Annotated in this window: 17 protein-coding genes; 10 read left to right on the top strand and 7 right to left on the bottom strand. The window is 70.9% G+C overall.

What is annotated here, in order from left to right; all coding sequences use genetic code 11:
* Positions 1 to 2 precede the first annotated feature (2 nt).
* Both treS and AB0B45_RS17395 read right to left on the bottom strand, forming a co-directional pair.
* Positions 3 to 1679: a maltose alpha-D-glucosyltransferase gene (treS, locus tag AB0B45_RS17390; protein WP_358131495.1), complete on the bottom strand. Its 1677-nt coding sequence runs from the start codon at positions 1677 to 1679 to the stop codon at positions 3 to 5.
* Positions 1680 to 2020: 341 nt separating this feature from the next.
* Complete coding sequence (locus AB0B45_RS17395) at positions 2021 to 3664, bottom strand: asparagine synthetase B family protein (protein WP_358131496.1); 1644 nt, start codon at positions 3662 to 3664, stop codon at positions 2021 to 2023.
* Between the two features lie 70 nt (positions 3665 to 3734).
* On the opposite strand from AB0B45_RS17395, the gene AB0B45_RS17400 reads away from it, so the two are divergent.
* The 5 genes from AB0B45_RS17400 (at position 3735) to AB0B45_RS17420 (ending at position 10352) form a co-directional block, all read left to right on the top strand.
* Complete coding sequence (locus tag AB0B45_RS17400) at positions 3735 to 5579, top strand: hypothetical protein (RefSeq protein WP_358131498.1); 1845 nt, start codon at positions 3735 to 3737, stop codon at positions 5577 to 5579.
* A 45-nt stretch (positions 5580 to 5624) separates the two neighbouring features.
* The gene (locus AB0B45_RS17405) at positions 5625 to 6248 is read left to right on the top strand and encodes an anticodon-binding protein (protein ID WP_358131499.1); all 624 of its coding nucleotides are present in this window, start codon (positions 5625 to 5627) and stop codon (positions 6246 to 6248) included.
* Positions 6249 to 6375: 127 nt separating this feature from the next.
* The gene (gene lysA / locus AB0B45_RS17410; RefSeq protein WP_358131500.1) at positions 6376 to 7758 is read left to right on the top strand and encodes a diaminopimelate decarboxylase; all 1383 of its coding nucleotides are present in this window, start codon (positions 6376 to 6378) and stop codon (positions 7756 to 7758) included.
* 62 nt (positions 7759 to 7820) lie between these two features.
* Entirely contained in the window at positions 7821 to 9089 is a 1269-nt protein-coding gene (locus AB0B45_RS17415; protein WP_358131502.1) for a homoserine dehydrogenase, read from the top strand.
* Positions 9090 to 9410: 321 nt separating this feature from the next.
* Positions 9411 to 10352: a tetratricopeptide repeat protein gene (locus tag AB0B45_RS17420; protein WP_358131504.1), complete on the top strand. Its 942-nt coding sequence runs from the start codon at positions 9411 to 9413 to the stop codon at positions 10350 to 10352.
* A gap of 527 nt (positions 10353 to 10879) precedes the next feature.
* Here the strand turns inward: AB0B45_RS17420 and AB0B45_RS17425 are convergent.
* The gene (locus AB0B45_RS17425; protein WP_358131506.1) at positions 10880 to 11833 is read right to left on the bottom strand and encodes a LysR family transcriptional regulator; all 954 of its coding nucleotides are present in this window, start codon (positions 11831 to 11833) and stop codon (positions 10880 to 10882) included.
* Positions 11834 to 12151: 318 nt separating this feature from the next.
* Here AB0B45_RS17425 and AB0B45_RS17430 point away from each other — a divergent pair, with 318 nt between their 5' ends.
* The 3 genes from AB0B45_RS17430 (at position 12152) to AB0B45_RS17440 (ending at position 14224) form a co-directional block, all read left to right on the top strand.
* Positions 12152 to 12547, top strand: coding sequence for a DUF6463 family protein (locus tag AB0B45_RS17430; protein WP_358131508.1), 396 nt, complete (start codon positions 12152 to 12154; stop codon positions 12545 to 12547).
* 25 nt (positions 12548 to 12572) lie between these two features.
* Entirely contained in the window at positions 12573 to 13208 is a 636-nt protein-coding gene (locus AB0B45_RS17435) for a TetR/AcrR family transcriptional regulator (protein ID WP_358131510.1), read from the top strand.
* A 62-nt stretch (positions 13209 to 13270) separates the two neighbouring features.
* Positions 13271 to 14224 (top strand): hypothetical protein, encoded by a 954-nt coding sequence (locus AB0B45_RS17440; protein ID WP_358131511.1) that lies wholly within the window; start codon positions 13271 to 13273, stop codon positions 14222 to 14224.
* A 4-nt stretch (positions 14225 to 14228) separates the two neighbouring features.
* On the opposite strand, the gene AB0B45_RS17445 is transcribed toward AB0B45_RS17440, so the two are convergent.
* Genes AB0B45_RS17445 through AB0B45_RS17460 form a run of 4 tightly spaced genes read right to left on the bottom strand, consistent with a single transcriptional unit; the run spans position 14229 to position 19559 of the window.
* Positions 14229 to 15854 carry a glycosyltransferase gene (locus AB0B45_RS17445; RefSeq protein WP_358131513.1) on the bottom strand — a complete coding sequence of 542 codons (1626 nt, stop codon included), beginning with the start codon at positions 15852 to 15854 and terminating at the stop codon, positions 14229 to 14231.
* On the bottom strand, positions 15851 to 17710 hold the full coding sequence (locus AB0B45_RS17450; RefSeq protein WP_358131515.1) for a glycosyltransferase family 2 protein: 1860 nt from the start codon (positions 17708 to 17710) through the stop codon (positions 15851 to 15853). The genes AB0B45_RS17445 and AB0B45_RS17450 overlap by 4 nt, the downstream gene beginning before the upstream one ends.
* Positions 17707 to 19176, bottom strand: a complete 1470-nt coding sequence (locus tag AB0B45_RS17455; RefSeq protein ID WP_358131517.1) for a glycosyltransferase family 2 protein — start codon at positions 19174 to 19176, stop codon at positions 17707 to 17709. The genes AB0B45_RS17450 and AB0B45_RS17455 overlap by 4 nt, the downstream gene beginning before the upstream one ends.
* Positions 19173 to 19559, bottom strand: a complete 387-nt coding sequence (locus AB0B45_RS17460; RefSeq protein WP_358131519.1) for a hypothetical protein — start codon at positions 19557 to 19559, stop codon at positions 19173 to 19175. The genes AB0B45_RS17455 and AB0B45_RS17460 overlap by 4 nt, the downstream gene beginning before the upstream one ends.
* A 260-nt stretch (positions 19560 to 19819) precedes the next feature.
* On the opposite strand from AB0B45_RS17460, the gene AB0B45_RS17465 reads away from it, so the two are divergent.
* Positions 19820 to 20920 carry a glycosyltransferase gene (locus AB0B45_RS17465; protein WP_358131521.1) on the top strand — a complete coding sequence of 367 codons (1101 nt, stop codon included), beginning with the start codon at positions 19820 to 19822 and terminating at the stop codon, positions 20918 to 20920.
* The gene (locus AB0B45_RS17470; RefSeq protein WP_358131523.1) at positions 20917 to 22536 is read left to right on the top strand and encodes a glycosyltransferase; all 1620 of its coding nucleotides are present in this window, start codon (positions 20917 to 20919) and stop codon (positions 22534 to 22536) included. The genes AB0B45_RS17465 and AB0B45_RS17470 overlap by 4 nt, the downstream gene beginning before the upstream one ends.
* The last annotated feature ends 4 nt before the right edge of the window (positions 22537 to 22540 follow it).

Consider the following 22540-nt stretch of genomic DNA (forward strand, 5'->3'; position numbering starts at 1 on the left):
CGCTAGTCGGCCTTCAGCGCGAACCAGAAGAAACCATGTCCCGGCAGGGACAGCATGTACGGTGACTCGCCGATCTTGGGGAAGTGGACGCCGCCCCTGGCCTCGACGGGCACCATGCCCTCGAAGCGCCGCAGGTCGAGCTCTACGGGCTGCGGGAACTTCGACAGGTTGTTCACGCACAGCATCAGGTCGTCGCCCTCCTCACGCATGAACGTGAGGACCGACGGGTTCGACGACCACATCTCGGTGTAGGCGCCGGTGCCGAAGACCGGGTGCTGGCGGCGGATCTGCAGCATCTTGCGCGTGAAGTGCAGCAGCGAGGACTCGGTCTTCTGCTGCGCCTCCACGTTGACCGCCTGGAAGCCGTAGATCGGGTCCATGACCGTCGGCAGGTAGAGCCTGCCGGGGTCGGCGCTGGAGAAGCCCGCGTTGCGGTCGGGGCTCCACTGCATCGGCGTGCGGACCGAGTCGCGGTCCTCCAGCCAGATGTTGTCGCCCATGCCGATCTCGTCGCCGTAGTACATCACCGGGGAGCCGGGGAGGCTTAGCAGCAGCGCCGTGAACAGCTCGATCAGGTCGCGGTTGTTGTCGAGCAGGGGCGCCAGGCGCCTCCTGATGCCGAGGTAGGCCCGCATGCGCGGGTCCTTGGCGTACTCGGCGTGCATGTAGTCGCGCTCTTCCTCGGTCACCGTCTCGAGGGTCAGCTCGTCATGGTTGCGGAGGAAGATGCCCCACTGGGCGTTGTCGGGAAGCTTCGGGGTGCGCGACATGATCTCCGAGATCGGTTCGCGCGTCTCCTTCTTCACCGCCATGTAGATGCGCGGCATCAGCGGGAAGTGGAAGGCCATGTGGCACTCGTCGCCGCCCGTGGTGGGGTCGCCGAAGTACTCGACCACGTCCTCGGGCCAGCCGTTCGCCTCGGCCAGCAGCACCCTGTCGGGGTAGAGGCGGTCCACCTCCGCGCGCACCTTCCTCAGGTACGCGTGGGTCTCGGGCAGCCCGCTGCAGTCGGTGCCCTCCCTCTCGAACAGGTACGGCACGGCGTCCAGCCTGAACCCGTCGATCCCGAGGTCCAGCCAGAACCGCAGGACCTCCAGCATCGCCTCCTGCACGGCAGGGTTGTCGTAGTTGAGGTCGGGCTGGTGGTGGAAGAACCGGTGCCAGTAGTACTGCTTGCGCACCGGGTCGTAGGTCCAGTTGGACTCCTCGGCGCCGATGAAGATGATCGGCGCGTCGGGGAACCCCGTCGGCTCGTCCGCCCACACGTAGAAGTCGCCATAGGGCCCCTCAGGGTCATGGCGCGAAGCCTGGAACCACGGGTGCTTGTCGCTCGTGTGGTTCATCACCAGATCGGTGATGATACGGATCCCGCGCGCGTGCGCGGACTCGATGAGCTGCACGAAGTCACCGAGATCACCGAAGTCGGGCAGGATCTTCCCGTAGTCGGAGATGTCGTAGCCGCCATCGCGCAGCGGCGACTCGTACAGCGGCAGCAGCCACAGGCAGTCGACGCCGAGCCATTGAAGGTAGTCGAGCTTCTCGATGAGACCACGAAGGTCTCCGGTCCCGTCGCCGTTGGAGTCCTTGAAACCCCGGACGAGCACCTCGTAGAACACCGCCCGCTTGTACCAGCGTGGATCGGCCGAGACGAAGGTCTCGGAGACCGATGGGTTGTTCATATGACGCTCACAGAAGGAGATGTGGGCAGGACGAAGTCACCGGTTTCCCCGGCGTATGTGTGGTGACCGCGCCGCCTGGAGTCGTCATCCCTGCGAACCCCATGCCCTGCCGGGACCAGATTTGTGACCTGTGCCCCGGTTTGATGCGGCGCTTACCCATGAAGAACGTGCAGCGAGTGGCCCCTTAAGGGCGATTTTGCGCACGTTCTTCATGGGTACGGGCCGAACACTACCAGCCCCTCGGCCCTCCGGAACCCGCTTTGTTGTGCCGCTTGTAATACCCGCGAGATCCGTACGTAACCACGCTGTTACCCTCTGTTCTCCACCAAGAGCTTCGCAGGTCAGAACGGGGGTGCCAGCTCGGCGAGGTCGTTCTCGTAGTCGGTCAGCCAGGCGCCGAACAGCACGAGGCCACGCACCCAGAATCGGTCGTTCCAGCCGGTGAACCGGGTCAGCGCGTCGGGCCCGGAGCCGATCACCTCGTGCAGCCCGTCGGACAGGAGGCTCGGCACCTTTTCGGCCACCTTCACGAGCATCCGGTGGGAGTAGTCGCGGGCGGGCGCGGCGGTCGAGCGCAGCGGCACCCGCTGGAGCGGCTGCTTGACCACGTTCGTCGACGGCAGCGCCGCCACCCTGGGGTTGGCCGCGTGCAGCAGCTCCCTGTAGAAGCGCCCCTTGTCCTTGCGCGCCACGCCGACCGACAGGGCGGCGTCGAAGAAGGCGGGATGGATGAAGGGGCCCGCGAACGACGCCTCGGGACCGACCAGGTTGACCGCCGAGCGGGCGATGCCGCGCACTGTGCGGGTGTGCAGCACCGACAGTGGCAGCTCGGCCCGGTGCCCGTGGAGCATGGAGGTGGAGGCGTCGAACTGCTCGCGCACGACGTCGCCGATCCACGCCTCGGCCGCCTCCGAGAGGAAGGGCGCCGAAGGGGCGCCGAGCGACAGCGAGCTGAGCACGGCGGCCGAGCGTTCGGCCTGCGTCCTGGCCTCCAGGGCCGCGCCGCTGACCATGAAGTTCTTCAGCAGCGGGCCGCCCGCGAGACCGTCGATGAGCATCCGGCCCGAGCCGTGCACCTCCTTGGCGAACGGCGCGTACCAGGCGTGGTGCGGGGTCATGAACTCCAGCCGCCGCGCCACCTCGAGCGCGTCGCCCGGATAGGCCGCGGCGTCCTGGGTGATGACGCGGTGCCGTACGCCGAGCTCGCGGGTGATCGCGCGGGCGAACGCGATGTCGGTGTCGGTGCCGTCGTCGGGACTGGTCGTCCACGACTCGACGTCGGCGCCGCGCGCCACCGCGACCGAGCACAGCAGCCGCGAGTCGTAGCCGCCGCTGACGGGCACCAGCAGCGGCCGTCCCTCGTAGTCGTCGTAGACCCCGTGCAGGACCTCCAGCAGCTCGCCCGCGCTGCGCCACGCCTCGTACGGCTCCTGCCGCAACCAGCGCGGCAGCCGCCGCTCCGTCGACAGCCTCCCGTGAGCGTGGACCAGCGCGCTGGAGCCTGGCAGCCGCCTGATCCCCCGGTACGGCGTGGCGTCGCCGAGCGGGAACGTCACCTGGATGATCGACGCCCACGCCGCCCAGTCGATGTCGACCGACACCAGCTCCAGCAGCGGCTTCAGCAGCGAGGAGAAGTAGACCGCCTCGCCCACGCGCACGTAGTAGACGTCGACCAGGCCGAGCGCGCCCGCGTGCAGGACCGTGCGGCCGCCGTCGCTGATCAGTCCTGGCGTCTCGTAGGTCTCGGCGACCGTGATCCAGTCGGCGGCCCGCTCGGGCCTGCGCTCACCCCACGAGAACGCGAACGTCTCCGCGGTGCGGTGGTAGGGCGGCAGCGGCTGGGAGCTGAACAGCGCAGCCTCGGGCGTCTGCAGGGCGGGACGGACCTTCGGCCCCGAGCCCGCGAGCTTTTCGAGCAGGCCCGTGTCGAGCCGGCCGAGGGCGCCGCACACGTACGGCCTCACATTGAACGCCGGCCACTGCACGCGATCTCACTCCTCAACGCCGATTCCAAGCGAAAGAGTATCCTTTGCCGGGCCAAGAGACGGAGGGCCTGTGAGTACTGAGCTGGAGAGCACGCGGCGCGCACTGCGCGACGCCATCGCCGAGGCGGAGCACGCGGCGGAGCTGGCCAGGCTGCTGGACGCCGCCCAGGCCAGGCTCGCGGAGGCCGAAAGGGCCACCGATGAGCTCAGAACGATGAACGAGCGCCTCGCCGAGGCCGAGGGCGAGCTGGAGAGCGAGCGCGCCGCGGCGGAGAAGCTCCGCAAGGAGCTGGCCGAGCAGCGCTACCAGGCCGAAGTCGCGCAGTGGAAGCTGTCCTCCATCAAGGTCGCCAGGTGGAACCGCATCGGTGACGCGATCAAGACGGGCAAGAGCAACCCCGTTCGTCTCGCCAAGGGGCTGAAGGGCGCGGCCAAGCCGGTCAAGCGGCCCGTGGCGCCCAAGCGCAAGCCCGTCGCCGTCGCCGCGCAGAAGGACGAGCGCCCTGGAGCCGCCTTCCAGGCCACCAGCACGACCAGGACGGTCGAGGGCAAGTCGGTGCGGCTCAAGCCGTACCGGATCCCGACGGGTCCCAACACCCGCCCGCACCTGACCGCGGCCGTGATCGCCGACCCGCACGCGGAGGCGCTGCTGCGCTACGAGTGGCGGCAGACGACCGGGTTCACGCCTCGCGACTTCGCCCGCGTCCTGGCCGCCGAGGTGCCGCACCTGCTGGTCGTCGAGTCGGTCACGCACGGGCCATGGGCCGCTGAGCTCACCGGCGAGCCAGGCGAGGGGCTGCGCGAGCTGCTGGCCTGGTGCGCCGCCCGCGGCATCCGCACCGTCTTCTGGCACACCCAGGGCACCGTCGCCGACTACGCGGCCGCGGCCGAGCTGTTCGACCACCGCTTCACGACCGATCTGACCGCCGGCTGGCCGCGCCTGCCGTTCGCGATCCAGCCGCGCGTCCACAACCCGCTGCCGCTGTCGGGCGGGCGCTACGACCGCGTGCTCACGCTCGACCAGCTGCTGCCCTCCCACCTCGGCTATCCCGACGTGCTCACCTCCTACCGCTGGCCCATCGCCGTCGACTGCCCGCCCGGCACGCCGCAGTGGCGGCTGGCGGAGCTGGCCGCCTGCGGCACCTCCATCGGCCCCGAGGGCGACTCCAGGCGCGCGCACGCCGCGCTGCGCAGGGCGTACGCCATGGGCACCATGAGCGAGCGCGTCGACGACCTGCTGGAGGCCATCGGGCTGCCCAGCGCCCGCGCGACGCTCACCGTCTCGGTCATCCTTCCCGTCCTCGAACCCTCGCTGCTGGAGCACGGCCTGGCCCAGGTCGCCAAGCAGTCCGGCGTCACTCAGGTGATCGTCTTCGGGCCCGAGCTGGCCGAGGAGCGGGCTCGCGAGGTGCTCGCGCCGCGCGAGGTCGTCTTCAGGGAGCTCGACCCCGTGTCCAGCACGGGCGCCCTGCTCAACAGGGCGCTCGACCTGTGCGAGGCCGACCTGGTCGCGATCATGGACCCGCGCGACGTGTACGGCTCGCACTACCTGGCCGACCTCTGCCGCGCCTTCCTGTTCAGCACCGCGGACATCGTGGGGAAGGCCTCCTACTACGCCCACCTGCGCGGGGCGCACGCGACGCTGCTGAAGCAGCCGGAGGCGGAGTACACCTACACGCCGGAGATCAACGGGGCGACGCTGCTGGCCAGGCGCAACGCGTTGCGGGCGATCGGGTTCGCGGACCTCACCGAGGGGTGGGACGAGGTGCTGATGCGGCAGTGCCGCACGGATGGCATCAAGGTGTTCTCGGCGGACCGGTTCGGCTACGTTCGGGTGCGCGACGAGGACCGGTGGCTGCTGGGCGCCGCCCACCTCGTCGAGTACGGCTCGGCGGAGCCCCACGCCCTCATCTGAGCTTCCCCGGAGGGCCTCGGCGCGTGACCGGGCTAGGCTCGGTTCGTGCGACCCCGACGGCTGGCCGAGGTGCTCGGCGACCCGCCGGCGCCCGAGGGAACGTGGGAGCACGAGGCCGCCTACCTGTCCACCGCCGCGCTCCGCCGCGGGATCCCGGCCGAGCGCCTGGCCGCCGACGTCAGGGCCCTTCCCGACGTGAGCGCGGTGACGGTCACCGGCGGGGGGTTCCTCCGCATCACCGTGGACACCCCCGGCGAGCTGCTCGACGAGCCCTTCGCGCGTGCGCCGTTCGAGGATCACTGGCCCGACCTGCCGCGCACCTGGGACAACCCCGGCTTCGTCGTGAGATACGCCCACGCGAGGGCCGCGGCGGTCATCAGGTGGGCCGGTGACCTCGACGTGCCGGGCGACGGCTTCAGGCCGGAGACGCTGACCGACCGGCACGACAGGGCCGTGCTCAGGCTGCTGGCCGAACTGCCCGGCCGTGAGACGAGCCGCGATCCCGGATGGCGGACCTACCTGCCCAAGCTCGCCCTCGCCTACCACGACGCCCACGAGCACGCGCCCGCCGTACCACGGGGAGACGAGAGAGCCGAGCCCGTGCACACGGCGCGCGTACGGCTGGCGGCGGCCGTCAGGGCGGTGCTCCCCGGCCCAGAGCGAATCTAAAAATATCCAGATATAAGGCGATTTAGGGCAAAAATTTCCTCTGGCGGGCCCGATTTGTTGGCGCGTCGCGTCTCGATACGTGGGCAGGCGTCCCATCGGCTGCACCACGTCCGATAGCCTCGATCGGGTGAGTCGATTCGCCCATCCAGCCGGGGACAGGCACGCTGAGATGCTGCCCCACGAGCGCCCGCCGCTGGCGCCCGCCGACCTCAACCGGATCAACCCCGCGATCTGGCCGCGAACGTCGACGCGAACGGATGGCGCGCTCACGGTCGGCGGCGTCGACGTGCGCGACCTCGCCCAGGAGTTCGGCACGCCGCTCTACGTCATCGACGAGGACGACGTCCGCTCCCGCATGCGCGAGTACGCCACCGCCTTCGCCGGGTCCGACGTGCACTACGCCGGCAAGGCGTTCCTGTGCAAGGAGATCGTGCGCTGGCTGATGGACGAGGACCTCGGCCTCGACGTGGCCAGCGGCGGCGAGCTCGCGGTCGCGCTCAGCGTCGGCTTCCCCGCCTCGCGCATCACGCTCCACGGCAACAACAAGTCGGCCGCCGAGCTGTCGCGCGCGCTCGAAGTGGGCGTCGGCCACATCGTCGTCGACTCCTACGAGGAGATCGCCCGCCTCGGCTACCTCGCCGACCAGATGGGCGTCAGGCCCCGCGTGATGGTCCGCGTCACCACCGGCGTCGAGGCGCACACCCACGAGTTCATCGCCACTGCGCACGACGACCAGAAGTTCGGCCTGTCGCTCAACACGGGCGCCGCCGCCGAGGCCGTACGCCGCATCCTGGCCCTCCCGCACCTCGAACTCGTCGGCCTGCACTCCCACATCGGCTCGCAGATCGTCGACACCGCGGGCTTCGAGGTGGCCGCCACCCGCCTGGCCACCCTGCTGGTGCAGATCAAGGACGAGCACGGCGTCGTGCTGCCCGAGCTCGACCTCGGCGGCGGTTACGGCATCGCCTACGTCGACGAGGACGTCGCCCCCGACATCAAGGTGATCGCCGACGCCCTCCGCGAGATCGTCGTCAAGGTCTGCACGAGCGCGGGGCTCCCCGTGCCGCGCCTGGCGGTCGAGCCCGGCAGGGCCATCGTCGGCCCGGGCGGGATCACCCTCTACGAGGTCGGCACCGTCAAGGACGTCGAGGGCCTGCGCACCTACGTCAGCGTCGACGGCGGCATGAGCGACAACGCGCGCACCGCCCTCTACGGCGCCGAATACACCACGGCGCTCGCCTCGCGCTCCTCCGACGCGGCGCCCATGCTGTCGCGCGTGGTCGGCAAGCACTGCGAGAGCGGCGACATCGTGGTCCGCGACCACTACCTGCCGGCCGACCTCGCGCCAGGCGACCTGCTCGCCGTGGCCGCGACGGGGGCCTACTGCAGGTCGCTGGCCAGCAACTACAACTACCTGCCCAAGCCCGCCGTCGTGGCCGTCTCGGCCGGCAAGGCACGCGTCATCATGCAGGGTGAGACCGAGGACGACCTGTTGAGGGGGCAGCTCTAGTGGCCGAGCGAAGCGAGGACACCAGGAAACACAGCAGCCTGGCGTCGACGAAGTCGGCGCCTTTGAGAGTCGCGCTGCTGGGGTGCGGCGTGGTCGGTTCCCAGGTCATCAAGCTCATGGAGGAGCAGGCCGACGACCTGGCCGCCCGCATCGGCGCCCCCCTCGAACTGGCGGGCGTCGCCGTCAGGAAACCGGGCCGTAAACGCGAGGTCACCTTCGACCCGGCCCTGCTGACCACCGACGCCGAGGGCCTGGTCACCCGCGACGACGTCGACATCGTCGTCGAGGTGATCGGCGGCATCGAGCCCGCCCGCTCGCTCATCCTGGCCGCTATGGCCAGCGGCAAGTCGGTCGTCACCGCCAACAAGGCCCTGCTCGCCGAGGACGGCGCCACCATCCACGCGGGCGGCGGCGACCTCTACTACGAGGCCAGCGTCGCCGGCGCCATCCCGCTGCTGCGCCCGCTGCGCGAGTCGCTCGCGGGCGACCACGTCAAACGGGTGCTCGGCATCGTCAACGGCACCACCAACTACATCCTCGACAAGATGGACTCCACCGGCGCGTCCTTCACCGACGCGCTCGAAGAGGCCCAGGCCCTCGGGTACGCAGAGGCCGACCCCACCGCCGACGTCGAGGGCTTCGACGCCGCCGCCAAGGCCGCCATCCTCGCGGGACTCGCCTTCCACAGCCGCGTCACCGCCGCCGACGTGCACCGCGAAGGCATCACCGAGATCACCGCGACCGACGTGGCCAGCGCCAAGGCCATGGGCTACGTCATCAAGCTGCTGGCCATCTGCGCCCGCTCCGACGACGGCCGCTCGATCGGGGTCCGCGTCCACCCTGCCATGATCCCCAGGTCGCACCCGCTGGCCGGCGTCGGCGAGGCCTACAACGCGGTCTTCGTCGAGGCGGAGTCGGCGGGACAGCTCATGTTCTACGGCAAGGGCGCGGGCGGCGCTCCCACCGCGTCCGCCGTGCTCGGCGACCTGGTCGCGGTGGCCCGCAACCGTCTCGCCGGCACCCGCGGACCCTCCGAGTCGATCTACGCTTCGCTGGCCGTACACCCGATGGGCGAGACGGTCACCCGCTGCCACGTGTCACTGGACGTCGCCGACAAGCCGGGCGTCCTCGCACAGGTGGCCATGCTCTTCGCGGAACACGACGTCTCCATCCAGACGGTACGGCAGGAGGGCCACGGCGACGACGCCCAGCTGGTCATCGTCACGCACCGGGCGACGGACGCGGCGCTGTCGGCGACGATGGAGGGGCTGCGCAGGCTCGACATCGTGCGCGCGATCGCCAGCGTGATGCGCGTAGAGGGCGACGACTGACGGGCCTCCGTATGGGCCTCGCCTGACCGCAAGGGCCTCGCCTGACGGCTCGGACTCCTCTCCGCGGGGGGCGAGCCCCCGCGACGCGAGGCGAGCCGACCACCAAGCTGGACCTGGCCGTCGAGCACGGCAAGAGCCGCTATCGGTGGTGATCACGGCAGGACGGCGGGACGCTCGCCGCAGTTCAGGCCGGTGCTGGAGGGCGTTCGGGCGTCCCGTCTCGGCGGTGGACGTCCGCGTACCCGGCCAGACCGGGTTCGCGCCGATGTGAACGCCCCACAAACCTCACGTTCGGGGCTGTTCGTCTGCGAACATCGGAGGGTGAATGATCTCGAACGCGCGAGCGACCTGCTCCGCTTCTGCTGGCGCGCCGTGGTCTATGAGGAGGGTGACGCAAGCGATCTTGACGACGCGTTCACCGAGACGCGCCGCCTGTACGACGCGGCTCGCCCTGACGACCTCGCCGTCACGACTGGGCTGGCCGTCCTGACCTTCACCAGGTTGCAAGCCCACGTGCACGAAGACCTTCAGGTGCCCCTCGGCTGGGGCGAGTGGAACGACGACGGCGAACCACTGCCCGTCCTGGAGGAGGACGACACCTTCTGCCAAAGGCTGGCCGGTGAGACCATGCGCGCGGCCCGGCGCGCACTCGAACTCGACCCGAGTGACAGTCTCTCCGCGCTCATGCTCGCGCTGACCCTGGAACTGCTCGGCGACACCGACGCCGCAATCTCCGCCTACCGCGAGACCCTCCGAATGAACCCCGATGATGGAGACGCCCGCCTCCGCCTTGAGGCGCTCGGAGCCCAGGCACCACCCGATCCCGAGAACCCGCAGATGTGCCACCACTCTCAGGGCTTCTTCCTGATGCGATCACACGCACGCGTCACCAACAGCGAATGGAGCGACTGGGTGTGGTTATTCACCGATCACACGCAGATCCGGCCGATGGCCGACGACAACGTGTCCGGATACTACTGGGCGGGCTCCTTCGGAGACGGTGACGATGACCGGTGGAACCCGCGATCCGACGCCTTCAACCCCTCGCCCGACAACGACCTCCACCTGACGGTCCACCGTCCGGGAGAACTCGAAACCACCATCGACCTGTACCGCGCGCTCCGCAGGGCGTCCCACGGAACGGTCTCCCTCGACTGGTCGACAATCCCCCTCCCCGGACCCCTCACCGTCCCACTGTCCCGGTACAGGCCGGTACGCGTCGGGAACACGACCTACTTCTCCGGCGTCAACGGCCCGGACTGAGAGTAGGCCAAATGACAGCGCCTCATAGTTCGCAATAGTCGCAATTCTGCTGAAATCGAGAGGCGGCTCGATGAAATAGCGGGTCGGTGGCCTGATTCGCCGGGCGAAGAAGTGCTCGATGGGCGATTCTTGAAGAACGCCCATCGAGAAGATGTGTTGACGGCCCACGGTCATGCTGCCGCTGATGCGGGCATCGAGGCCCAGGTCGCTCGTGGTGCGGTCGTGCACGGATATCCCCTTGCCGAGATGCGCGCCTGCTCTCGGTCCCCGGTGAAGGAGATCCCCCTTGTCGTGCTCGCCGTCTTTTGATGGAGGATGTGGAGAAACGCGCCGTTTCTCCGTCTACGTGGATGCAGTTGAGCGTCAGATCGAAAGAGACCTCCTGGAAGAGGCTCTGCAGCAGAACGAGTCGTCAGATGAGGCCGGACCGGAAACCCGGCGATAGGCGGGCCGCGATTCCAGCGCCGAACTGCGCGGTCGGTGAGCGGGTGCGGCACCCCGGTGCGCCAGCCGTGGAAGCTCTGCCGTCACGAGCGCGCCGTCCGCGCCTCTGCCGGGGTCACACCCCGCTCCCCAGGGGTCCAGGTGTCGGTCTCCAAGGGCGGCGTGGGCACGTGGCGTAGGTAGTCGCGGAGTTTGTCGAGAGCTGGGTGGTGGTTGACGGTGTGCCAGGCGAGTGACCACGGGTAGGCGGGTGTGGGGTGGCGGATGGGGATGCGCCTGACCCTGGCGGGCCAGGCGATGCGGGTGCGCGAGCCGACGAAGGTGGCCAGGGTCGCGGAGTCCGTGATGGTGTCCAGGAGGTGTTCGACGGCGAAGTTGGGCCCTGTCGAGTCGATGTGGATGCCGAATTCCTCGGCCATCGCCCCGTAGTAGTCGCCCCACTCCGAGCCGGCGACGATGCCGGGCACCCAGACGCGATGGTCCTTCAGTGCGGCCAGGCGGATGCCGGTCGACCTCGACAGGGGGTGACGGGGGCCGACGAGGAGGTCCTGCTGTTCGTCGTAGACGGGCGCGTGCGCGATGGCGCCCGGCAGCGCGGCGGGGTCGTGGACGTAGCGGAAAGCGGCGTCGATCGATCCGCTGAGGAGCGCGTCGAAGGCGGCCTGGGAGCTGCTGAGCGTGATGACGTCGATGTCCACGTCCGGGTGGCGGCCGTGGAAGTCGATGACGAGATCGGCCGAGGCCAGGCGCCTGCCCAGGACGTCGACCCGCAGGGCGCGGCTGGTGGGCTGGACGGACGCGACGGCGGCCTGAGCCGCCAGGAGCACCGCCTTGGCGTGCGGGAGGAACGCCTGGCCGTCCGCCGTGAGCTCGGCGCCGCGCCGGCCCCGGGTGAACAGGGGGACGCCGAGAAGCCCCTCGAGGGCGGCGATCCGCTTGGACACGGCCTGCTGGGTGATGCCGAGCTCGCCGGCCGCGTCCTGGAACTGACCGTGCTCGGTGACGAGCACGAAGGCGCGCAGGGCTTCGGTGTTCACGCGGCGAGCATATCGACCGTTCACACAACCGATGGTTGTCGATCTGGCGCGTTCGTTGTTCGTCTCCAGGGCGTTCCCGAGTATGTGATCGCCCCTCGTCAACGGATCGGTTGTCCAGCCAGAGGAGACGGATGGGGCGTGCTGGCCGGACTGACAAGCGCGCGGACCGCGCTCGCCGTCGCGGGGATCCTGCTGATCGGCACGGCCGTTCTCCTGCCAAGGCGGGCGGAGGCCACCCCGAAATCCACCCCGGCGGACGGCTGTGACAGCATACGAAACTAGGAGTTCCGAAACATTCAGTTCCGTAAGGAGCGCTTCATGGACGTCGCCACCGCTCAGCGTCGCAAGGTCGTCCTCGCCGGCCGGATCACCGCCTTCCTCGGTGCGTTCCACCTGGTCATCACCACCGCGTTCAGCATGGGTCACCTGTCGACCTGGCTCTCGGGGGGCCTGTGGTTCCCCGCCAACGGGCTGAGCGACCTTCCGCCCGCCACCGGTGCCTTCTGGCTGACGTTCGGGTCCTTCGGCCTGCCGCTGCTCACGCTGGGGTTCCTGATCGCATGGCTCGGCGGCAGGGACGTGGTTCCTCCGGCGTTCGTGGCATGGGCGCTCGGCGGTTGGGGCACGATCGGTGCGCTCGCCTTCGAGCCGTCGCCGTTCATCCTCATCTGGATGCCCGCCGCCGTACTCCTCGCCGCCAGGAGGCGCGCTTGACCACGACTCCCATTCACGACGTCCGATGACAGACGAGGGGGCACAGGTGGAACGGCGGGGCGAGGAGGGGGCGCGGACGGGGCGTCCGAGGGACAGCAGGGTCGACGTGTCCATCCTGACCGCGACCAGGGAGGTGCTCGCCGAGACCGGCTACGTCCGGCTCACCGTGGACGCCGTCGCCGCCAGGGCGGGTGTGGGCAAGGCCGCCATCTACCGCCGTCACGCCACCAAGCAGGAGATGGTGTTCGCCGCCACCGTCCACTCGATGACCCTGGAGACGCCGGCAGACACCGGCTCCTTCACCACCGACCTGGCCGCGCTGATCGACGACATCCTCGCCACGCTGGGCAACCCCGTCGCCCTGGTCACCGTTCCCGGCCTGCTGGCCGACATCACCGCGGACGCCGGTCTGACGGCCACGTTCCGTCAGACGTTCATGGAACGGCAGCGCGACTGCGTCAAGGAGGTGCTGAACCGCGCGGTCCGGCGGGGAGATCTCGACGAGGCCCCCGAGCTGGACCTGGTCCACGCCATGCTGGTCGGCCCCGTGTTCGCCTGGCTGTTCCTGATCGGCCGCCAGGAGCGGGGCGCCTTCGCAGGGGAGCTCGCCGCCAGGCTGACCGCCGCGCTCACCCGTGAGGGGAGGCGACTCCCTACCTGAGGGGAGCGCGATCCCCCGTGCAGGGGAGGTGAGCAGGGGCCGCATGGCGAAGAGTGGTGGTCATGACAGAGAGCAGAAGCGTGGCCGTCATGGCGCGGGCCCGGCGGTCGTGGACGGCACAGGCGGCGGGCGTGTGGTCGTTGGTGTTCGCGGCGGCAGGCGGCTACTGGGCCGCGGGCGGCGCGGGGTTCCCTTTCGGGGCGGGCGACCCGCGGGCCGTGCAGGTGGGTTCGCTGTTCGCGGCGGCGGAGCCCGGTTCGACGGGCCTGGCCATCGCGGCGCTCGGGCTGCTGGGCGCCGCCGTCGCGCTGGTGATGACCCGTTCCGCGGGGGCCAGGCTGCCGCTCGTCTTCGCGTGGGCGATGAGCGTCGGTCTGGTGGTCGCGGTGCCCGATGTCCGGGTGGTGCAGAATTTCGGCTATCTGTTCACGGGATATACCGGGCTTTGGGATGGTCCGCTGCTGTTCATGCTGTTCTGCATCGGTGGCGGGGCGCTCTGGGCGGCGACGGCATGGACCTATCAAGGTGGCAGCACGCGGGAGCCGGTCCGATGGGGGACTCCGGTCACCTACGCGGCCGCCGTACTGGCGCTGCCGTACGGGATCTCGCGCATCTCGTGGGCGCTGGGCATCCCGCTCGGGGTCCCGCCGGGGTTCCTCTCAGGGGGGAACACGACAGGTGCATGGGTCGTCGAGTCGGTGCTCGGCGGGCTGTGCTTCGTGGGCGCGATCCTCACACTCGGCCTGGTCCAGCGCTGGGGTGAGGTCTTTCCTCGCTGGATTCCCGGCCTGCGGGGCAGGCGCGTGCCCATCTGGCTCGCGGTGGTGCCGGGGCTGTGCGCGGCGGCCATGCTGATCCAGGCGGGGGCGCGGCTGTATCTGTGGCTGGCGAAGGGGGACATCGTCCTGACCGCCGAGAGCTGGGGTTCGTTCGGGCCCGGTCTGTCGTGGCTGCCGTGGGGGCTGACCCTCGCCGCCGCCATCTATGCCTACTACCTGCGCAGACGCGCTGAATGAGGCGCTAAGTCCGCCCCCCTGTCAGACCCCGCACCCGCCTGACCGCCCTGGTGAGCACGGTGCGGTTCCGCTCGCGGGCGAGCCTGACCGCCTCCCTCCGCCAGTGCTCGGCCTTCTCCTTCCACCGAGCGGTGTCCCTGCGCCCCTTGGCGGCCTCCCTGCGCAGCTGGGTGACCTCGGCGCGCAGCACGGCCGCCCGCTCGCGCAACCTGGCCAGCTCCTTGTCCCGCTGCCGGGCTAGGCGCTCGTGTTCCGGCACGGGCGGCCTGCGCGGCGGGTACAGGCGCGGCCTGCGGGTGAAGCCGAAGTCGGCGCCGTCCACCCATTCCACGCCGAACACCTCGTCGATCACGTCGTCGAGGGACTCTCCAGGGCGGATGACGAGCGCGGCGCGGGACAGCGCCGCGGTCCGCTCCAGCCGCGCCGTCACCACCCCCTCGAGGGTCTCGGCCAGCGCGACGCACAGCAGGCCGCCGTCCGTCGCCTCCAGGTGTTCGACGAGCTGGGCCACCGTGTCGTGGCCCGGCATCCAGCCGGGAGGGCACCGCAGCCGGAACGGGGCCACGCCGGGGGGCGGGTCCGCCAGCCGTACCCGGGGATCATGGGTGAACTGCGCGCGCAGCAGCCGCAGGTCGAGCAGCGGATCGGTCAGCGGGGAGCGGCGCGAGTCGGTCAGCCACTCCCACGGCCCGGTGATCGTGACCCTGACATCGGGCAGCGACCCCGCCAGCAGCCCGTCGACGGTCGCGCGGACATCCTCGTAGGAGCCCGCCTCCACCACCGCGTCCACGTACGGCACCAGCCATTGCCGCCCCTGGTCGCCCCGCAGATACCGCCGGTACGGCACCCGATCGGCGACGAACGGGTCGTTGTAGCGCTTCAGCTCCGCGAACGAGCGCATGGCCGTCGGCAGCCCGAGATGCCACGCCCGCGCCTCGGGGTCGGGCACGAACACCGCGCCCGCCTGTGTCAGCCGGTAGCCCAGCTCGGTGTCCTCCGCCAGCTTGAGCGAGACGTCCATGCCCCCGCACTCGCGCAGCAGCCACGCGGGATACGACGCGGTCGCGCCCACGTGCACCCGCGACGCCAGCGAGCTCGGCGCGGACCTGAGCCCGTCGTGCTCGGCGATGATCTCCTCGGCCCAGTCGTGCCGGTGCGAGGACATCGGGAACAGGTCCTTCGCGCCCGCGGCCACCTCGGCGGGCGTGGGCAGCGACGGCGGCTGGGTGAAGTCGATCCACCCGAGGACCACCAGGTAGGGGGCCAGGTGGTGCCAGCGCAGCTGCGCCTCGACGTGCTCGGGATACGGCACCATGTCGGCGTCGAGCACCAGCACGACCTCGCCGGTGGCCGCCTCCACTCCCGCCTGGACCGCGGCGGCCCGTCCCCAGCTCTCCCGCACGCGCACGACCTCGACGGGAGCCTCGATCGGCGGGTCGCTGCCGTCGTCCACCACGATGACGTCGAGCAGGTGGGAAGGGTAGGTCTGCGCCGACAGCGCGGCCAGCGTGAGGTCGAGCGTCTCCTGGCAGTCGTGCGCGGGGATGACCACGGTCACCGTCATGGTCGGCTCCCACGTGCCGAGCTCAGGCGGGGTGAGCACGCCGAAGTCGTTGCGCCTGATCCTCATGGCGCCAGCTCCATCAGCGCGCTCGGCCTGAAGCCGCGCCACTGCTGCCTGTTGCGCCGCAGGAACGTGCCGATGGGCTCCTGCCACGTGTGATCGGACGCGGGCCCTCTGCGCAGGACGTAGCCGAGGCCGTGGGTGCGGTAGATCTGCCCGCCCGCGGCCTGCAGCGCCTCCTGGAACTGGGTGTCGACCGAGCGGCGCAGCGGCCTGAACCCGCCCACCGCCTGGAACGCCGACCTCTCGACCAGGATCGTGCCGCCCGCCACGAAGCTGGTGATCTGCTCGGTGACCTGGCTGCGGTGCACGGTCACGTCGATCGAGGACAGGTAGACGAACTCGGGCACGGTGCCGACGACCTGGGCGCCGGAGTAGGAGTGCGCGAGCAGCAGGTCGGACAGGAAGTCGGGCCCGTACCAGTCGTCGTCGTCCATCTTGAGCAGGAACGATCCCGAGGCGCGGGCCGCCGCGTCGTTGAGCACCTCGCCGAACACCGACTCCGTCTCGAAGACGGTGATCGGCCGGTCGAAACGCTTCACGGCGTCCACGACGTCGGCGTGCGCGGCGGAGAACCCGTGCAGCGCGAGGATCACCTCGAGCTGGACGTCGCGCTGCCTGGCCACCTGCTCCAGCGCGAAGCCGACCATGGCGGGCCTGCGCGTCGCCAGCAGCACCGAGGTCAGCGGGGGAGCGGGGGCGGGCGCCCCGAGCTGCTCCCACCGCGCGGCCACGCCGTGCGTGTGCAGCGCCTCGCGCCGCAGTCTGATGCTGTGCTCCTCCCGCCGCAGGTCGTCGGCCAGGTCGACGGGCGAGGTGACGAGCGCGGCGAGCGGTTCGCCGAGCGCGCCCGCCCATCGCGGCACCTCCGCCGCGACGAGCGGCACCCCTGCCGCCGCCAGGCCCGCCAGCACCCGCACGGCCGCCAACGGCCCGCTGTGGGCATGGCGCCATTCGATCGTCACGCCGCGGACCTGCCGCAGCCTGGCGACGTCCGCGTCCGTCACACCGCCCGAGGCGGCGAACGTCACCACCGGCCTGCCGTCGAGCACGACCGACCACCTGCCGCCCGACTCCGACAGCATGGCCATGCTCCGCGACGGCGTGGTGACGAAGCCCATCGGGTTCACCAGGCGCTCGTCGACCGGAGGGATCATTGAAGGCTCGACGCTGACGGAGGCGAGGCCCGTGCCGCCAGGACGGCCGATCCGCTCCCAGCTCGTGGCCTCGGCCGTCGGCCGGTCCACCGGCGGCTCGTCCTCCGTCCACTCCACCTCGGCCTCGACCGTGCGCAGGACGATGTCGCCGCCTGGCGCGCCGACGCGCTCGGGCACGGGACCCGTCAGCTCGGCCGGGGTCGCGTTGGGGTCGCCTGGACGCCAGTCCGCCGCGCCGACCCCTGCGATGGCGGCGGCAGGCGCGGTGATCACATCGAGCCGGTGCCCCGCGAAGGCGCGGGCGGTCGCGGCGACCGTACGGCCGGCGGGAGTCGGCGTGGAGAAGCGCGCGTCGACCACCCACACCCGGTCCTTCGGCCGGTGGACGCGCAGTTCGGCCAGCGACCTCCAGCGGTGGGCGGGGGTCGGCGTGGGCACGGGGGCGGGGTGGGAGGCAGGCGTGTCGGCGACCGCGACGATCACTCGCTCGGCCTCCGGCAGCAGCTTGTGCAGGGTGGCGATCCTGCGCAGGTCGGCGGGCGTGCCCGCGAGCACCAGCACCTCGTCGGCCCGCTCGGTGCCCGAGGGCGGCTCGACCAGCTCGTGGTCGAGGTCGGTGCCGTCGACGTCGACGTCCAGGCCCGCGTAGAAGACGCGCACGTCGGAGGCGCGGGCCAACGCCTCCGCCACCAGGTCGGCGATCATATGACGCGCCTCAGGAACGTCGCCAGGCCGCTCCTGCGCGGCTCGGGCGGCTCGTCGGGGGCGGCGGCGGCCCGCTGCTCGAGCCTGGCCACCTCGGCCTCCAGCGCCTTGATCTCGTTCTTGCGCCGGTTGGCGAGGGCGCGCCACTTGGCGGGGTCACCTGCGATCGGCTCGGCCTCCTCCGCGGTGGTCATGCCGTACTCGGCCCCGCCCACCCACAGCGACCCGAACATCTCGTCCACCAGCGCGTCGAGGTCGCCACCGACCCTGCGCGCCCTGGAGAAGGCGGCCGTGCGCTCCATGCGCGCGACGACCACGCCGTCGGCCCCCTCGGCCAGCGCCACACTGACCAGCCCCTCCTCATGGGCGACGAGCCTGGCCAGGCTGTCGGCCCCGAGCACCCACCCGCGCGGCACGGTCACCAGGTACGGCGTCGGCGCCACGCTCTCCGGCGCGCTCGCGGCGAAGGCGACGCGCGGCTCGTGCTCGTACAGGTTGTGCAGCAGCCGCAGGTCGAGGTGCGGGTCGTCGAGGTTCGAGCGTCGCTCGCCGGTCAGCAGCGACCACGGACCCACCAGCGTCACCGCCACATCGGGCATCGTGCCCGCCAGCGCGGAGTCCACGGTGGCGCGCGTCTCCTCGTAGCCGCCCGCCTCCACCACGACCCGGACGTACGGCACCAGCCACTGCCTGCGCGGATGGCTCCTCAGCCAGCGCAGGTCGGGGATGTGGTCGCCGAGGAAGGACCAGTTGTGCCTGTGCACCTCCTGCTGCCTGCGCATCACCGTCGACTCGCCGACGTGCAGGCTGCGCGCCTCGCCGTCGGGGACGAAGACCGCCCCCGCCTGCGCGAGCCGGTAGCCGAGCTCGGTGTCCTCGGCCATGTTCAGGCGCGGGTTCACGCCGCCCGCGTCGGCGAGCAGGCGCGCCGAGACCGAGGTCGTCGCCCCCGTGTGCAGCAGGTAGGCGGTGCGGCCCGCGTCCTTGAGCCTGCGCGTCTCCTCCAGCATCCTGGCCGTGTACGGCTGCGCGGTCCCGCTGGCGAAGTCCTCGCCGAACACGATGTCGCCGATCACCACCGCGTGGTCGATGAGGTGGTGCCAGCGCATGTGCGCCTCGATGTGGTCGGACGCGAGAAACATGTCGGCGTCGAGCCAGTGGATCACCTCGCCCGTCGCGGCGAGCGCGCCCGTGTTCCTCGCGTTGCCGCGCCCCCAGCCGTCCTCGACCCTGACGACCCTGGTGCGGGCGGCCTCCGCCCGCAGCGGCGGGCTGCTGCCGTCGTCCACGACGACCACGTCGAGCAGGTGCGCGGGATAGGTCTGCGTCGCCAGCGTCGCCAGCGTCCTGTCGAGCTCGTCCTGGCAGTCGTAGGCGGGGATCACCACGGTGACGGACAGTTCAGGCGCCCATGTTCCGATCGGCGGGGGGCTGAGCGAGCCGTAGTCGTTGTGTCGGACTCTCACACACTCTCCCTGCGAAGTTCGTAGAGCTCTGCCCGGAGCTCGGCCACCTCCTCGGCGTGGGTCATCGCGTTGACCCTGTCCTCCCCGAGAGAGGCGAGGATCGCGGTGAGGTCCTGCCCGCGCCTGCTCGCCGCCTCCTCGACGGCGGCGGCGAGCTTGTCGATGCGGGTCTCGATCCGCTTCAGCCCCGTGGCCGTCTGCGCGAGGCCCGTCTCGATCTTCTTCACGCGCACGTCGATGCGGTGGGCCTTGCCATCGAGGCGGCGCACGGTCAGCACGAGGAAGGCCAGTGCGGCCAGCGCGAGGAGGAAGGCGGCCGCGGCGAGGGCGGCGGCGAAGGACAGCACGCCCGCGTACGCCGGCATCGCCAGCGCGACAAGCACCAGAGCTCCGAGGATTGCGGTCGCGGCTAGTCGGCGGGGCGAGAGCATCCGCGCATACCTTTCCATGTTTTGATACGCCAACCTGGGAAAAGTCTGGACATTTACACCATAGTCAAGGTGGGTCACTACCGTGCCACAAGTTTCTGCAGGAACCCTGGGAACCCGCAGGTCCATGTGCTCGTTGGGCATGGCCCCTCCTCCCGGGTTGTCAGGTCGGCGTAAAGTGGGCGCGCTCGACGACGAAGGCAGGAGGAGCCCCCATGACCGCCACCCCCTTCGTGGACACACGAGGGGCCGCCGGCTACCTGCGCACCCCCACGCAGGGGTTCGCGACGCTCCGGTGGGAAGGCGCGCGATGGACGGTCGAAGGGGCGCCCCTCGCCGAGCCCGACGCGCTCAGGACACTGGCGGGGCTGACGGTGGAGTGGCCGTCGGCTGAGGAGTCCGAGCGGCGGGCCGCCCTCGACGGGCTGGTCGCCCTCGCCTGCGCCGGCGTGCCGCTGACGAGCGAGCCGTCCGCGGCGGTGCCCCCGTGGGTGCCCGCCCACCTGGGCGAACTCCTGACCGACAGGGCGTGGCTGGCCGTACCGCGGGAGCTCGGTCCCCGGTGCGTAGCGGACCTGCGCCGCGAGGAGCACAGCGTACGGCTGCGCAGGCTCGCGCCCAGGCCGTCGCTCACGCCCACGGTCAGCGTCGTGATGTCGAGCATGCGGCCGCACCTGCTCGGCTCCGCCCTCGACCAGATCGCGCGGCAGCGCCACGTCCAGGTGGAGGTGCTGCTCGGCCTCCACGGCATCGAGGAGCACCCGGTCGCCCGCAGGGCCGTCGAGGCGTGCCCGGTGCCGATCCACGTGGTGTCGGCGGAGGCGGCTGTGCCGTTCGGCGCGCTGCTGAACCGGGCCGCCTCGCACGCCTCTGGCGAATATCTCGCCAAATGGGATGACGACGACTGGTACGGCCCCGAACACCTGTCCGACCTGCTGCTCGCCAAACGCGCCTCCGGCGCCGACGTCGTCGGCACGGCGGCCGAGTTCTTCTACTTGGAGCCGCTCCTGACCACGATTCGTCGGACCTCCTACAAGAGCGAGGTGTGGAGCGACTTCGTGGCGGGCGGCACGATCCTGCTCGACAGGGACGACTTCCCCGGCTTCGAGCCGCTGACGCGCGGCGTCGACGCGGCGCTGCTGAAGGCCCGCCACGCCGAGGGCGCCCGCATCTACCGCACCCACGGCCTCGGCTACGTGCTGCGCCGCTCGCTCAGCGAAGGGCACACGTGGCGACTTCCGCTGTCGCACTTCCTCAAGGTCGCCCACAACCAGTGGCGCGGCTTCCGGCCCAGCCTGCTCATGGAAACCACATGATCCCTCCCCGGGTGCGGGGCAACGACTACCGCACGCTCGACGTGCCCGCGCTCGGCGCCTGGACCCCCACCATCAGCGTCAGCGTGATCATCCCCGCGTACGGCGGGCAGGACAAGCTCGACCTCGTCATCGAGGGGCTCGCCAGGCAGAGCTATCCCGGCCACCTGACCGAGGTCATCGTCGTCGACAACGGCAGCGACCCCGCGCTGCGCGTCCCCTCGTGGGTCAAGCTCGTCGTCTGCGAGCAGCCGGGGCGGGCGACCGCGCGCAACGCGGGGCTCGCCGTGGCGTCGGGCGAGGTCGTCCACTGGCTCGACTCCGACGTCGTGCTCACGCCACGGGCGATCGAAGCCCACATGCGCTGGCACCACGCGGCGACGTACCTGGTGGTCACCGGCTACATCCGCTTCACCTCCGCGCCGGTGCCCGCCGTCCTGCCCGACGATCTGGAGCGGAGCTTCGAACCCGCCGAGCCGCACACGTGGATCGTCGACCTGGTCGAGCGGACCGACGGCCTCACCGCGAACCCCACGCGCCCCTTCAGCCTGCACGTCGGCGGCGCCACCTCGGTCAACGCCCGGCTGATCGCCGCGGCGGGCCCCATGGACGAGGAGCTCGTGCTAGGCCAGGACACCGAGATGGGCTACCGCCTGGCCCAGGCGGGCGCCGTCTTCGTGCCCGAGCCGCTGGCCCGCGCCTACCACCTCGGCCCCACGATGCGCATGCGCGACAAGGCGCCGATCGACAGGGTCAGCCACGCCACCGTCGCCGACCGCATCCCCGCCTACCGGTGGCTCCGCTCCCATCCCGGACGCCAGTGGAAGGTGCCCTTCGTCGAGGCCGTCGTCGACGCCACGGGCACCGGCTACGAGGACGTGCGCGCGACCGTGGACGCGCTGCTGGCCGGCACCGTCCCCGACGTGCGGGTGACGCTGGTCGGGCCGTGGGACACGCTCGCGCGCGACAGGCGGGCGCCGCTCAAGGACCCCAACCTCGATCTGGTGCTGGTGCACGGGCACTACGCCCACGAGGGCAGGGTGCGCCTCGCGGTCGACGACGCGGTCGAGCCCGCCGTGCCGTACGTGCTGAGAGTGCCCGCGGGGTGGGTGCCCGGCGTCGACTCCTTGGCACGCCTGCTCGACGTGGCGAGGGACGAAGGTCAGGGGCTGATCGACGTGCTGCTGTCGGAGTCGGCCGCGGGCGTCGTCACCGCCAGGCTGGAGCGCACGGCCGCCTTCGCCAGGGCCGCGATCGTGTCGGGCCCGGAGGAGGACCTCGACGACGCGGTCGACTCGGTGTTCGGGGTCCGCTGGGTGGAGGGGGAGACCTACGGGTTCACCAGGCAGACCCGCGACATCCCCGGGCGGGGGAGCGTCCACCGGGCCAGGCTCGACGCCCAGGCGGAGGCCGAGAAGCTGCGCGCCGACGTGGAGCGCCTGCGCGGGCAGGTGGAGCGGTGGCGCGAGGAGGCGGGGAAGTGGCGTAAGAACGCGGTGGAGCTGCGGCGCGAGGTCGGCTCGCTGCGCCGCGACCTCGCCGCGGCGGGACGCGTCCAGCAGGGACTGCGCGCCGCCCTCACCGCCTCGGTGCGACGCGCACTGCGCAAGAAGGACTGACGGC

Source organism: Nonomuraea sp. NPDC049152 (assembly GCF_040648355.1).
In the GTDB taxonomy this organism is placed as follows: domain Bacteria; phylum Actinomycetota; class Actinomycetes; order Streptosporangiales; family Streptosporangiaceae; genus Nonomuraea.